The sequence below is a fragment of the Streptomyces sp. NPDC030840 genome (genome assembly GCF_055572015.1).
This window is the reverse complement of the sequence record NZ_JBVIEE010000010.1, coordinates 195854-207864: the sequence shown is the minus strand read 5'-3', so window position 1 is coordinate 207864 and position 12011 is coordinate 195854. Positions and strand designations below refer to the sequence as shown.

The following is a 12011-nucleotide window of genomic DNA, read 5'->3' as shown; positions in this document are numbered from 1 at the left end:
GCGCCGATCTCACGGACAAGCCTTCCAGCACGGAGGGTGATCGTGCTATTACCCGAAAGAGCGGGAATGGATCTTCCCCGCGCTGGGCACACTGTGGGCCCCCGCCGGGCGGCGGGGCCGGGCGGCGGGGCCGGAGCAGCCGGGCGGGAAGCTGGGAACTTCAAGATCCGGTCGTCCGTTTGCCGTTGTGACGGGCCCTTCGACACCTTCGACGCCTTCGACCAACCGACACACCATCCACCCTTCGACCCACTCGATCTGCTCGATCCATCGATCCATCGATCCACTCGACGACGGGAGACGTCATGGCAGGCTTTCTGGACCGCGCCAAGGAGCAGGCACAGCGCGGCCTTGTTCAAGGCAAGCAGAAGCTCGACGAGGTGCAGACCCAGCGGGCGGGCAGCGATCTGCTGAAGAAGCTCGGCGCTGCGTACTACGCCGAGCGGCGCGGCACCGGTTCACCGGCCGCCACGCAGCAGGCCCTCCAGGCGCTGGAAGCCCACATCGCCACCCACGGCGACGGCGTCCTGCGGGGCTGACGCGGGGGCGGCCCCCCACCGCCCCCGCGCCGGGCTCACCGCACAACTGCCCGATTCCACCTCCGGACGACTGACGTCGACGGTCCGACCGTCATCCCGGTGGGAACCTCACGCCCCTACGCCCGGCAGCCGCCTGACCGGATCGGCTCGCTCACCGTACGAAGGGGCTGGTCGCGGCAGTCGGGTTGGGAGTACAAGCTGCGGTACGAGGCGGCCGCGACAGGTGGCCGTTGCCCAGTGCGAAGGAGGCGGTCATGGCCCCACCCATGTCCGCGGGCAGGTTTCTCACCATCCTCAGGGACGAGGGCGTCACAGTCGTCGAGGTCGGTGACTGGGAGCACCACAACCGCAATCACCAGGGCCCTTGGGGGCCGGTCCACGGCGTGATGATCCACCACACGGTGACGTCGGGCAGCGAGAGAACCGTGCAGATCTGCCGCGACGGCTACTCGAGCCTGCCCGGCCCGCTGTGCCACGGCGTCATCACCAAGGACGGCCGTGTCCACCTCGTCGGCTACGGCCGCGCCAATCACGCCGGGCTGGGCGACGACGACGTCCTGCGGGCGGTGATCGCCGAGACGGCGCTCCCGCCGGACAACGAGGCGAACACGGACGGCAACCGCCACTTCTACGGCTTCGAGTGCGAGAACCTCGGCGACGGCGAGGACCCCTGGCCCGAGGCCCAGTTGGACGCCATCACGCGTGTCTCCGCGGCGGTCTGCCGCCACCACGGCTGGACGGCCCGCTCGGTGATCGGCCACCTGGAGTGGCAGCCGGGCAAGGTGGACCCCCGCGGCTTCACGATGGCGTCGATGAGGGGGCGCATCCACGACCGGCTGACGTGACACGCGCGTGCGGCTGAGGGCGGGGTGGTGGTCGCGACCACCACCCCGCCGGCACACCGCGACAATGGGCAGGTGACCAGCCTTGCCGCCCTGCAGCCGAACCTGCCGTCGCCCCTCCAGCACATCGAGGACGAGAGGTTCGGGCGGCACGGTGTGCGGCTGGTGGTGAAGCGGGACGACCTGATCCATCCGGAGCTGGTCGGGAACAAGTGGCGCAAGCTCGCCCCGAACCTGCGCGCGGCGGCGGGCCGCCCCGTGGTCACCTTCGGTGGCGCCTACTCGAACCACCTGCGGGCCACGGCCGCCGCGGGTCGCCTGCTGGGGCTGCCCACCGTGGGGGTGGTACGGGGCGAGGAACTGGCCGACCGCCCCCTCAACCCCTCGCTGGCCCGGTGCGCGGCCGACGGCATGCGGCTGCACTTCGTCGCGCGGTCGGCGTACCGCCGCAAGGCCGACCCCGAGACGCTGGACGCGATGCTGCGCGCCGCGGGCGCCGAGGACGCGTACGTCGTCCCCGAGGGCGGCAGCAACTCCCTCGCCGTACGCGGCTGTCGCACCCTCGGCGAGGAACTGCGCGGCCGGGCCGACGTGGTGGCGCTGGCCTGCGGCACCGGCGGGACCCTCGCCGGACTGGCCGCGGGCCTCGCCCCCGGACAGCGTGCCCTGGGGGTCCCCGTCCTGCGGGGCGGCTTCCTGACCGCCGAGATACGCGCCCTGCAGCAGCGGGCCTTCGGCGGCGCCCGCGGCGACTGGTCCCTCGACGAGCGCTTCCACTTCGGCGGCTACGCCCGTACCACCCCGCACCTCGATGCCTTCGCCGAGGAGTTCGAACAGCGCCACGGACTGCCGGTCGAGCGGCTCTATGTGGCCAAGATGCTGTACGGACTCGTCGCCCTCGCCGCGGAGGGCGCCTTCCCCCGCGGGTCGACCCTCGCCGCGGTGATCACGGGAGCGCCGTTCGCCACCTGAGCAGTCAATGCGCAGCAGGCCTGCGCAACCCCGCTGTCGCCGTCATCACGATCGGGTGCGCCGTACTCCTCGGGGTGGGCGGCGCGCTCACGCCCCGGCGACTGACCGCCAAGCGCATCGTGGTCAACTCGGGCAAGGCCGAGGCGTGGTTCAGCCGCTGAACGAGTGCCCCGTGGTCCGCCCGGCCATCAGCGACGCCGGAGCGGCCCGCGAGGAGACGCCCGTCTTCCGGTAGATCCACCGGTGCGCCCAAGACCGTTCGGGGCGTGCGGCTGAGTTGGGCTCACTCCTGCTCAGTCCCCCGGAACGGTATGTGGGCCATGCTGCGCAAGGGCCCGAGCTCCGCCGCCTGCTGGGCGAAGTCGCTCGCGGCGGCCGTGTCGCCCTCGTACGCCTCCCCCAGCGCCGCGACGGACAGCGCGCCCGCCACACCGGCCTCGTCCCCCAGGGAGGGGGCCACCGCGAGGGTCCGCGCGACGTCGGAGCGCACGGTCGGATACGACGCGTCGTGCGGGGCGGAGGAGCCCAGTTCCTGCCCGAGCGCCACATAGTCGGCGGGCGACGGCGCGGGGTCCCGGTGCAGTTCGCGGCGCAACAGCGCGACCGCCTGCGAGTAGCGCCCCAGGTGCCGCTCCATGACGGCGCACAGCACGACGGCCGAGACGCGCGAGGCCGTCCCGTCTCCCGGGCCGGGCATCGCGATCACCTGGTGCAGCAGGTCGCGGCTGGCCCGGAGCCGGCCACAGGAGCCCAGCGCGCGGGCCCGCGTCAGCATCAGCTCGCGACGCCGGCCGGCGTGTTCCGGAGTGTGCGGGAGCTGCCGGAGCACCACCGTGTCTGCCGACCAGTGGTGTCTGTTCCGTGATCATGCCCCGTGCCCCCCGTGGATGGTGCTGGAGAGAATCTTGTCCTACGCCACTGACAATCCCCCACCGTCCCTACCGCCGCCGAGGGGTTTCCTCGCCCCCGCCGCCCCTACCCGTCCCCTCCTCAGGGGCGCTGCCCCTTCGACCCCGGCCAAGGGGGCTGCGCCCCCTGGGCCCCCGTCCCTTTCGGGGCTCCGCCCCGGACCCCGTTTCGGGAGCGGCCCCCGGAGCCCGCTCCTCAAACGCCGGAGGAGCTGAATCTTTCAGCCCGTCCGGCGTTTGAGGACGAGGCCGGCAGGCCGACAAGCGGGGGTCTGGGGGCGCAGCCCCCAGGCATGGGACGGGTAGGGGCGGCGGGGGCGAGGAGAGCGCCGGCCACCGCGGCCGGGCACGTCGGTGGGGCGCAACCTGCCGGAGGCGCCCGGCGGCCTCACCCCTCCGACTCCCGGTACGCCGCCGCCTCCTCCAGGTCCAGTCGGCGCAGCAGGGTCCGGAGCATCTCGTCGTCGATGTACCGGCCGTCCCGCAGCTTCACGAAGACGGCTCGCTCGGCGCCGATCACCTCCCGGGAGAGGCGGCTGTAGGTGTCGTCGACGGTCTCGCCGGTCACCGGGTTCACCGAGCCCAGCCGCTCCCACACCGCGTTGCGGCGCCGTTCCAGGACCGAGCGGAGCCGCTCGGCCAGGGGCGGCGGCAGGGCGTTGCGTTCGTCCGCGAGCAGCTCGTCGAGGCGCTCCTCGGCGATCCGGGACGCCTGCGCCTGGGCGTTGGCCTCGGCGAGGGTCTCGGCCTGGGGATCACGTCCGGGCAGACGCAGGGCGCGGATCAGCGGGGGCAGGGTCAGGCCCTGGACGACGAGGGTTCCGATGACCGTGGTGAAGGTCAGGAAGAGCAGCAGGTTGCGCTCGGGGAAGGGCTCCCCGCCGTGCACGGTCATCGGGATCGAGAAGGCGATGGCCAGCGACACCACGCCCCGCATTCCCGCCCACGCGGTGATGAAGGAGCCCTTCCAGGTGGGGTTGTCCTCCCGCTCCCTGATCCGCCGCGAGAGCAGCCGCGGCAGGAAGGTCGCCGGGTACACCCACAGGAAGCGGGTGACGACCACCACGAGGAAGACGGCGATCGCGTACCAGGCCGCGGCCGTCCCCTGGTACGCCCCGAGCCCTTCGATGACTATCTTCAGTTGCAGTCCGATGAGTGCGAACACCGCCGACTCCAGCAGGAAGCCGACCATCCTCCAGACCGCCTCCTCCTGGAGCCGGGTCGCGAAGTCGACCTGCCAGTTGCGGAACCCCAGGTAGAGGCCGACGACGACCACGGCGAGCACTCCGGAGGCGTGCACCCACTCCGCGAGCCCGTACGCGACGAACGGGATCAGCAAGGAGAGGGTGTTTTGCAGAAGCGCCTCTTTCAGGTGGGTGCGCAGCCAGTGGATCGGCATCATCAGCAACAGCCCCACCGCGATCCCGCCGACCGCCGCCATCGCGAACTCGCCCATCGCGCCGCCCCAGGTCGCCCCCTCGCCGACCGTGGCCGCCAGGGCCACCCGGTACGCGGTGATCGCGGTGGCGTCGTTCACCAGGGACTCGCCCTGCAGGATCGTGGTGATCCGCGACGGCAGCCCCACCCGGCGCGCGACCGCCGTCGCCGCGACGGCGTCCGGCGGCGCCACCACCGCCCCGAGCACGAGTGCCGCGGTCAGGGGCAGCCCGGGCACGAGCAGATAGGCGGCCCAGCCGACCACGAGGGTCGCGAACAGTACGTAGCCGACCGACAACAGCGCCACCGGTCGCAGTTGGGCCCGCAGGTCGAGGTAGGAGCTCTCGGTGGCCGCCGTGTACAGCAGTGGCGGCAGGATCAGCGGCAGCACGATGTCCGGGTCGAGCTCGTACGCGGGCACCCCGGGCACGTACGAGGCGGCCAGGCCCACCGCGACGAGCAGGAGGGGCGCCGGTACCGGCGTACGACGGGCGGCGCCGGCGACGGCGGCACTGCCGGCGACCAGCATCAGCAGTGGCAACACGTGCATGGATCTCGCCCACCCTTGTTTTCCGCGCGGTGTTCCGCGCGGCCGTCGTAACCTGGCAATCATGAAACAGTGCACGCACGTGGACGCGCTGCCGAACCCGGAGCCGGCGCCGCTCAGCGACACCTGCCCCGAGTGCCTTGCCGCCGGTTCACACCCGGTGCAGCTGCGGATGTGTCTGTCGTGCGGCCACGTCGGCTGCTGCGACACGTCGCCGGGCCGGCACGCGACCGAGCACTCCAAGGAGAGCGGCCACCCCATCATGCGGACCTTCGAACCCGGCGAGAAGTGGCGCTGGTGCTTCGTCGACCACGTCCTCGTATGACGCGCGTCCACCGGGCACGCAACCATAGAACAGAAATGCGCATGACACAGGCGACGCGAGCGCGTACTGATGTGACACGGTTCGGCGGTCTGACGTGTGGGTACGTCAATCCGGCGCGCGCTCTTCCTATTTGAGGCCCGCAGACCCCTAGCCACCGAGCGTGTTCATGTGCTTACTATGAGTGACAGCACGGGGCGGGGTCTCCAGGACAGGGACCTTGGGAGCGCGATAGCGTCACCGCTGAACCACATAGCGCGTTACCCCGAGGGGCGACCCTCGGACCCCGAAACAGTTTGTACCACCTTGGAGGTGAGGGTGTCCCAGATCGCAGGCGAGCCCGCGACCCAGGACTTCGTGGAAGTCCGGCTGCCGGCCGCGGGTGCCTACCTGTCGGTGCTGCGTACGGCCACCGCCGGCCTCGCGGCCCGTTTGGACTTCACCCTCGACGAGATCGAGGACCTGCGCATCGCGGTCGACGAGGCCTGCGCGATCCTGCTCCAGCAGGCCGTGCCCGGCTCGGTGCTCAGCTGTGTCTTCCGTCTCGTCGACGACTCGCTCGAGGTGACGGTCTCCGCCCCCACCACGGACGGCCACGCCCCCTCGCGCGACACCTTCGCCTGGACCGTCCTGTCGGCCCTCGCGGGCAAGGTGTCGTCCGCCGTCGACGACGACAAAACCGTTTCGATCAGCCTCTACAAACAGCGCGGCGCGGGACCCGGGCCGGCGTGAGGAACGGGGAAGGGCCGGTGCGGGACGAAGAGCGCGGCACACGGGAACTTCCCGCCGAGGGCACGAACGGCCCGGGCGGGCCGCAGCACTGGGCGGACGGCGTCGACGGCATCCCCGAACAGGCCCGGCCGCATCCGGAGGACGACTCCTCGGCCGCGGCCGGGGCGTCCCAGTGGGCAGAGCCGATCGGCGACGAGGAGCACGGGGAGCTCTCCGACGGGCGACGGGATCCGGAGGGTGCCGTACGGAGCACCACGTCCTCGGAAGGGCGGCGTCGGGTGACGGCGGGCGGGACTATGAGCGAGCACGAGCGGAACGGTGAGCAGAGCGTGCAGGGCACGCAGCACGACCCCCAGGACCGCAGTGGCGCGCGGGCGATGTTCGTCGAGTTGCGCGCGCTGAAGGACGGGAGCGCCGAGTACGCGGAGCTGCGCAACCGGCTCGTCCGGATGCATCTGCCGCTCGTCGAGCATCTCGCGCGCCGCTTCCGCAACCGCGGTGAGCCGCTGGACGACCTCACCCAGGTCGCCACCATCGGCCTGATCAAGTCGGTCGACCGCTTCGACCCGGACCGCGGAGTCGAGTTCTCGACGTACGCCACGCCCACGGTGGTCGGCGAGATCAAGCGTCACTTCCGCGACAAGGGCTGGGCGGTCCGCGTCCCCCGCCGGCTCCAGGAGCTGCGCCTGGCGCTGACCACGGCCACGGCGGAGCTCTCCCAGCAGCACGGCCGCTCCCCCACCGTCCACGAGCTGGCCGAGAAGCTGTCCATCTCGGAGGAGGAGGTCCTGGAGGGCCTGGAGTCGGCGAACGCCTACTCGACCCTCTCCCTGGACGTCCCCGACACGGACGACGAGTCACCCGCGGTGGCGGACACCCTCGGCGCGGAGGACGAGGCGCTGGAGGGCGTGGAGTACCGCGAATCCCTCAAGCCGCTGCTGGAGGACCTCCCCCCGCGGGAGAAGCGCATTCTCCTCCTCCGCTTCTTCGGCAACATGACGCAGTCGCAGATCGCCCAGGAAGTCGGCATCTCCCAGATGCACGTCTCCCGCCTGCTGGCCCGCACCCTGGCCCAGCTCCGGGAGAAGCTCCTGGTCGAGGAGTAGTTCCTCGGGGAGTAGTTCCTCGGGGACTGGATCATCGAGGACTGGTCCGGCGAGGACCAGCTCTTCGCCCTCGCGGCGCCTTCCGCTCCGCGAGGGCACGCCTCACTTCTGGTCCTGCACGTCCCCGGCCCCCGGGCCCCTGATGCCGAGCGCCCGAGTCGTCGCCGGGTTCACGAGGAGCACCAGCGCGGTGACGGCGACGGCCGCGAGGACGATGCCACCCGGGATGGCCACACTGTCGGCCTGGAGCAGGTTGTACGCCACCGGGAGCGCCATGATCTGAGTGATGACCGCCGGCCCCCGGCTCCAGCCGCGCCGCAGGAACAGCCCTCGCGCGGCGAGCAGGGGCAGCAGCGCGAGGACGAGCAGGGTGACGCCACCGGTCACGGCCTGCTGACGGTCGTCCGGGTCGCCCGCCAGTCCCAGTACGAGCATGGCGCCGCCGCCCACGGCAAGGGCCAGCCCTTCCAGCGCGGCCAGCGCGGCGGCGGCTGTCAGCCGTGCGGGGCGGGGGGCTGCGTCGGGGCTCTCGGGGGTGGAGTTCTGCTCAGGGCTCACGCCTGAAGCGTATCCCTCCGGGGTGTGGGGGGCGTCGGTCGCGACTGCCGGGTACATGACGGTGGTCGGCTGCGGGTTCGTTGGTGGTTGCTCGCGCAGTTCCCCGCGCCCCTGAACTGGGCCGAGCGCGCCCGTGCTGGGACACGGGGAACAGCGCGACCAGCCACACACAACCGGACAGCCGCCGACGCACCGGACCACCGGAAGCCATGGGCGCCCAAAACGCCCATGCGCTCTCTTACCCAACCGTTCCTGGACAGTGAGCGAGAGTGAGTCCGCTCACTGGCACGCCCCGAACGGTCTTGGACGCTCCCCCACTGCCTTGAGGGCGTGGGAGGTACCCCCAGGTCGTCCGCTTTCGCATCCCGGGCGGCGACACGGATCCTGTCCGTGGTCCGAGCCGGGCGGGCGGGTCCCTCACGACCTGGTCATGTGGATGCGGCCAGAGGCGACGGGGAGGCCCTGAACCATCTCGCTGGTGGAGCAGGGGCCCCGCACTCCCCCAGCTACCGCTGGGGGTGCCCCCAGGCACCGCACCCGGCGTCCCAGATCGCGCTGCCCGCGCTATCCCGGCCCGCACGAGGCACCGCAAGCCCGAAAGCCGACCATCACACGATCGAGCTAACTCACCCTTATATGCGCTCCCGACGTAGCAGTTGCCAACCCCTACCTCGGACTGGGCCGAGTACCACCCAGTAGGTACCCTGCATCGCATGCGTGCACTTCTCGTGGTCAATCCGGCGGCAACCACCACAAGCGCACGTACGCGCGATGTCCTGATCCATGCGCTGGCGAGCGAGATGAAGCTCGACGCGGTCACGACGGAGTATCGCGGGCACGCGCGTGACCTCGGCCGCCAGGCGGCGGAGAGCGACGAGGTCGACCTGGTCATCACGCTCGGCGGCGACGGCACGATCAACGAGGTCGTGAACGGTCTCCTCCACGAGGGCCCCGACCCCGACCGGCTCCCGCGCCTCGCCGTGGTCCCCGGCGGCTCCACCAACGTCTTCGCCCGCGCCCTGGGCCTCCCCAACGACGCGGTGGAAGCGACCGGCGCTCTGCTGGACGCCCTGCGCGAGGGCAGCGAGCGCACGGTCGGCCTGGGCCTCGCCGCCGGCACACCGGGCAGCGAGGACGAAGGCGTCCCCGCCCGCTGGTTCACCTTCAACGCCGGCCTCGGCTTCGACGCCGGCGTGGTCGGCCGCGTCGAACAGCACCGCGAACGCGGCAAGCGCTCGACCCACTCCCTCTACATGCGGCAGGCGTTCCGCCAGTTCCTCGGAGAGAGCCACCGCCGCCACGGCACCATCACCCTTGAGCGACCCGGCGCCGACCCGGTGACCGATTTGGTGCTGTCCATAGTCTGCAACACCTCTCCGTGGACCTATCTGGGCAATCGCCCGGTGTACGCCTCGCCTAAGGCCTCGTTCGATAAAGGCCTCGACGTACTCGGTCTCAGCCGTATGTCGACGGGCGCGGTTGCCCGGTATGGCACCCAGTTGCTCACTTCGTCCCCCGAGCGGGGACCCCATGGCAAGCATGCGGTGTCCCTGCATGACCTGACCGACTTCACCTTGCATTCGAAGGTGCCGCTCCCGCTTCAGATGGACGGAGACCACCTCGGACTGCGTACGAGCGTGACGTTCACAGGCGTACGCCGTGCACTGCGTGTGATTGTGTGAGCGGAACGGGCAAAAGTCCTTCCACTCGAACGTTTAGGCCAGGATCCACCCCATGGAATTACGGCTGTGACCTAGTCGACACCGAGGAATCAAAAAAAACTTTCCGGAAGGGGTTGTATCCGCCGCTGAGGTTTGCGAGTCTCTACGTGGCGCTCGGGACAGCCCGCAACATCGGCACCACAGAGCGCCGGAACCCCTCCTCAAAATCTCTGGACCACACCAGTCCGCCTGGTGATCGGCCCTTCACTTGTTGAGGGATTCGTGAAAGCGTTCACATTCACAAGCAACGTGCAAGCAACACCAAGAGAGGTAGCAGCCATGGACTGGCGTCACAACGCCGTTTGCCGCGAGGAAGACCCCGAGCTGTTCTTCCCCATCGGCAACACCGGTCCTGCGCTGCTGCAGATCGAGGAAGCCAAGGCTGTCTGCCGTCGCTGCCCGGTGATCGAGCAGTGTCTGCAGTGGGCGCTTGAGTCCGGCCAGGACTCCGGCGTCTGGGGTGGTCTCAGCGAGGACGAGCGCCGCGCCATGAAGCGCCGCGCCGCCCGCAACCGGGCCCGTCAGGCCTCCGCCTGACATCCCACCCAGCAACAGCCTGAGCTTGGCGGCGCGTACAGCGAGTACGCTTCTCCCGCCCCCGAGCCGCAGCGCGCAGTGCCCCCGATGCGCAGAATCGCAAGCATCTGAGCCTCGGACCAGTTCACTTGGTCCGGGGCTCATCGCTTTCTCCGTGACTTCCCCGCCCAGTCCCATCTCTGTTCCATACGTACGCGCGCAGCGTTCGCGTACGCGACGGGTGTGAACGTCTTGTGCAGGTCTGCGGGTCTGCGGGTCTACTTCTGGGCCCGCACCGGCACGTCGAGGATCACCCGCGTCCCCCGCTCCGGCGCCGGCACCATGTCGAACGTGCCGCCCAGCTCCCCCTCCACCAGCGTCCGTACGATCTGCAGGCCGAGGTTGCCCGAGCGGTGCGGGTCGAAGCCCTCCGGGAGGCCGACGCCGTCGTCCTGGACGGTGACGAGAAGGCGCTCCTCCTTGGTCGTACCGCCGCGCACCGCCGAGACCTCCACCGTGCCGGTCTCGCCCTGACGGAAGCCGTGTTCGAGGGCGTTCTGCAGGATTTCCGTGAGGACCATGGAGAGCGGGGTCGCCACCTCCGCGTCCAGGATTCCGAACCGGCCCGTACGCCGGCCCGCGACCTTGCCCGGGGAGATCTCCGCGACCATGGCGAGGACGCGGTCCGCGATCTCGTCGAACTCGACGCGCTCGTCCAGGTTCTGCGACAGCGTCTCGTGCACGATCGCGATGGACCCGACGCGCCGCACGGCCTCTTCGAGGGCTTCACGGCCGCGCTCCGACTCTATGCGCCGGGCCTGGAGGCGCAGGAGCGCCGCGACCGTCTGGAGGTTGTTCTTTACCCGGTGGTGGATCTCCCGGATCGTCGCGTCCTTGGTGATCAACTCGCGCTCGCGGCGGCGCAGTTCCGTGACGTCCCGCAGGAGGACCAGGGAGCCGATGCGGGTGCCCTTGGGCTTGAGCGGGATCGCGCGGACCTGGATGACCCCGTCGTGGGCCTCGATCTCGAACTCACGGGGCGCCCAGCCGCTGGCCACCTTGGCGAGCGCCTCGTCCACCGGGCCCCGGGACGGGGCGAGTTCGGCGGTCGTCCTGCCGAGGTGGTGGCCGACCAGGTCGGCGGCGAGGCCGAGGCGGTGGTACGCGGACAGCGCGTTCGGGGAGGCGTACTGGACGAGGCCGTCGGCGTCGAGCCGGATCAGTCCGTCGCCGACGCGCGGCGAGGCGTCCATGTCGACCTGCTGGTTCGGGAACGGAAAGGCCCCGGCGGCGATCATCTGGGCGAGGTCGGAGGCGCTCTGGAGATACGTCAGCTCCAGGCGGCTCGGGGTGCGCACGGTCAGCAGGTTGGTGTTGCGCGCGATGACGCCGAGGACGCGGCCCTCCCTGCGTACGGGGATGGACTCGACCCGTACGGGCACCTCCTCGCGCCATTCGGGATCGCCCTCGCGCACGATCCGGCCCTCGTCCAGGGCCGCGTCCAGGAGGGGCCTGCGGCCGCGTGGGACGAGGTGGCCGACCATGTCGTCCTGGTACGACGTCGGGCCCGTGTTGGGGCGCATCTGGGCCACCGAGACGTAGCGCGTGCCGTCGCTGGTGGGGACCCACAGGACGAGGTCGGCGAAGGAGAGGTCCGAGAGCAGCTGCCACTCCGACACCAGCAGGTGCAGCCACTCCAGGTCGGAGTCGCTGAGGGCGGTGTGCTGGCGTACGAGCTCGTTCATGGAGGGCACGTGTGCGAGCGTACCTGGCGGTTCGGACACGGCCGGAAACCGCGGGCGCGTCATCGG

The 12011-nt window shown here is 70.7% G+C and carries 12 protein-coding genes; 8 read left to right on the top strand and 4 right to left on the bottom strand.

The annotated features are described in order from the left end of the window. Positions 1–305 precede the first annotated feature (305 nt). The 3 genes from ACZ49J_RS22970 to ACZ49J_RS22960 all read left to right on the top strand — a co-directional run bounded on the left by ACZ49J_RS22970 (position 306) and on the right by ACZ49J_RS22960 (position 2353). Positions 306–539, top strand: coding sequence for a hypothetical protein (locus ACZ49J_RS22970; RefSeq protein ID WP_467450878.1), 234 nt, complete (start codon positions 306–308; stop codon positions 537–539). 254 nt (positions 540–793) lie between these two features. Then, complete coding sequence (locus ACZ49J_RS22965; protein WP_467450879.1) at positions 794–1384, top strand: N-acetylmuramoyl-L-alanine amidase; 591 nt, start codon at positions 794–796, stop codon at positions 1382–1384. 72 nt (positions 1385–1456) lie between these two features. Beyond that, the gene (locus tag ACZ49J_RS22960) at positions 1457–2353 is read left to right on the top strand and encodes a 1-aminocyclopropane-1-carboxylate deaminase/D-cysteine desulfhydrase (RefSeq protein ID WP_467450881.1); all 897 of its coding nucleotides are present in this window, start codon (positions 1457–1459) and stop codon (positions 2351–2353) included. A gap of 283 nt (positions 2354–2636) precedes the next feature. Here ACZ49J_RS22960 and ACZ49J_RS22955 read toward each other — a convergent pair whose 3' ends face one another. After that, a complete protein-coding gene (locus ACZ49J_RS22955; RefSeq protein ID WP_467450882.1) occupies positions 2637–3185 on the bottom strand; it encodes a hypothetical protein in 549 nt (182 codons plus the stop codon). Between the two features lie 464 nt (positions 3186–3649). Then, positions 3650–5248: a Na+/H+ antiporter gene (locus ACZ49J_RS22950; RefSeq protein ID WP_467450883.1), complete on the bottom strand. Its 1599-nt coding sequence runs from the start codon at positions 5246–5248 to the stop codon at positions 3650–3652. A 61-nt stretch (positions 5249–5309) separates the two neighbouring features. Between ACZ49J_RS22950 and ACZ49J_RS22945 the strand changes: the two genes are divergently transcribed. The 3 genes from ACZ49J_RS22945 to ACZ49J_RS22935 all read left to right on the top strand — a co-directional run bounded on the left by ACZ49J_RS22945 (position 5310) and on the right by ACZ49J_RS22935 (position 7405). Further along, on the top strand, positions 5310–5570 hold the full coding sequence (locus ACZ49J_RS22945; protein WP_467450885.1) for a UBP-type zinc finger domain-containing protein: 261 nt from the start codon (positions 5310–5312) through the stop codon (positions 5568–5570). A 315-nt stretch (positions 5571–5885) separates the two neighbouring features. Next, a complete protein-coding gene (locus ACZ49J_RS22940) occupies positions 5886–6299 on the top strand; it encodes an ATP-binding protein (RefSeq protein WP_015657891.1) in 414 nt (137 codons plus the stop codon). Next, positions 6296–7405 carry an RNA polymerase sigma factor SigF gene (locus ACZ49J_RS22935; RefSeq protein WP_467450887.1) on the top strand — a complete coding sequence of 370 codons (1110 nt, stop codon included), beginning with the start codon at positions 6296–6298 and terminating at the stop codon, positions 7403–7405. Before ACZ49J_RS22940 ends, ACZ49J_RS22935 begins: the two co-directional genes overlap by 4 nt. A gap of 102 nt (positions 7406–7507) precedes the next feature. Here ACZ49J_RS22935 and ACZ49J_RS22930 read toward each other — a convergent pair whose 3' ends face one another. Next, positions 7508–7963, bottom strand: coding sequence for a hypothetical protein (locus ACZ49J_RS22930; protein ID WP_467450888.1), 456 nt, complete (start codon positions 7961–7963; stop codon positions 7508–7510). Positions 7964–8676: 713 nt separating this feature from the next. Between ACZ49J_RS22930 and ACZ49J_RS22925 the strand changes: the two genes are divergently transcribed. Continuing rightward, positions 8677–9645 (top strand): diacylglycerol/lipid kinase family protein, encoded by a 969-nt coding sequence (locus ACZ49J_RS22925; RefSeq protein ID WP_467450889.1) that lies wholly within the window; start codon positions 8677–8679, stop codon positions 9643–9645. Positions 9646–9963: 318 nt separating this feature from the next. Then, the gene (locus tag ACZ49J_RS22920) at positions 9964–10221 is read left to right on the top strand and encodes a WhiB family transcriptional regulator (protein WP_003992873.1); all 258 of its coding nucleotides are present in this window, start codon (positions 9964–9966) and stop codon (positions 10219–10221) included. A gap of 257 nt (positions 10222–10478) precedes the next feature. Here ACZ49J_RS22920 and ACZ49J_RS22915 read toward each other — a convergent pair whose 3' ends face one another. Then, complete coding sequence (locus ACZ49J_RS22915; RefSeq protein WP_467450891.1) at positions 10479–11954, bottom strand: sensor histidine kinase; 1476 nt, start codon at positions 11952–11954, stop codon at positions 10479–10481. Positions 11955–12011: the final 57 nt, after the last annotated feature.

Excerpts from the sequence above, each read along its gene's own strand:
- ACZ49J_RS22970 (WP_467450878.1), top strand. The coding sequence starts at position 306 with ATGGCAGGCTTTCTGGACCGCGCCAAGGAGCAGGCACAGCGCGGCCTT.
- ACZ49J_RS22925 (WP_467450889.1), top strand. The coding sequence starts at position 8,677 with ATGCGTGCACTTCTCGTGGTCAATCCGGCGGCAACCACCACAAGCGCA.
- ACZ49J_RS22965 (WP_467450879.1), top strand. The coding sequence starts at position 794 with ATGGCCCCACCCATGTCCGCGGGCAGGTTTCTCACCATCCTCAGGGAC.
- ACZ49J_RS22945 (WP_467450885.1), top strand. The coding sequence starts at position 5,310 with ATGAAACAGTGCACGCACGTGGACGCGCTGCCGAACCCGGAGCCGGCG.
- ACZ49J_RS22950 (WP_467450883.1), bottom strand. The coding sequence starts at position 5,248 with ATGCACGTGTTGCCACTGCTGATGCTGGTCGCCGGCAGTGCCGCCGTC.
- ACZ49J_RS22920 (WP_003992873.1), top strand. The coding sequence starts at position 9,964 with ATGGACTGGCGTCACAACGCCGTTTGCCGCGAGGAAGACCCCGAGCTG.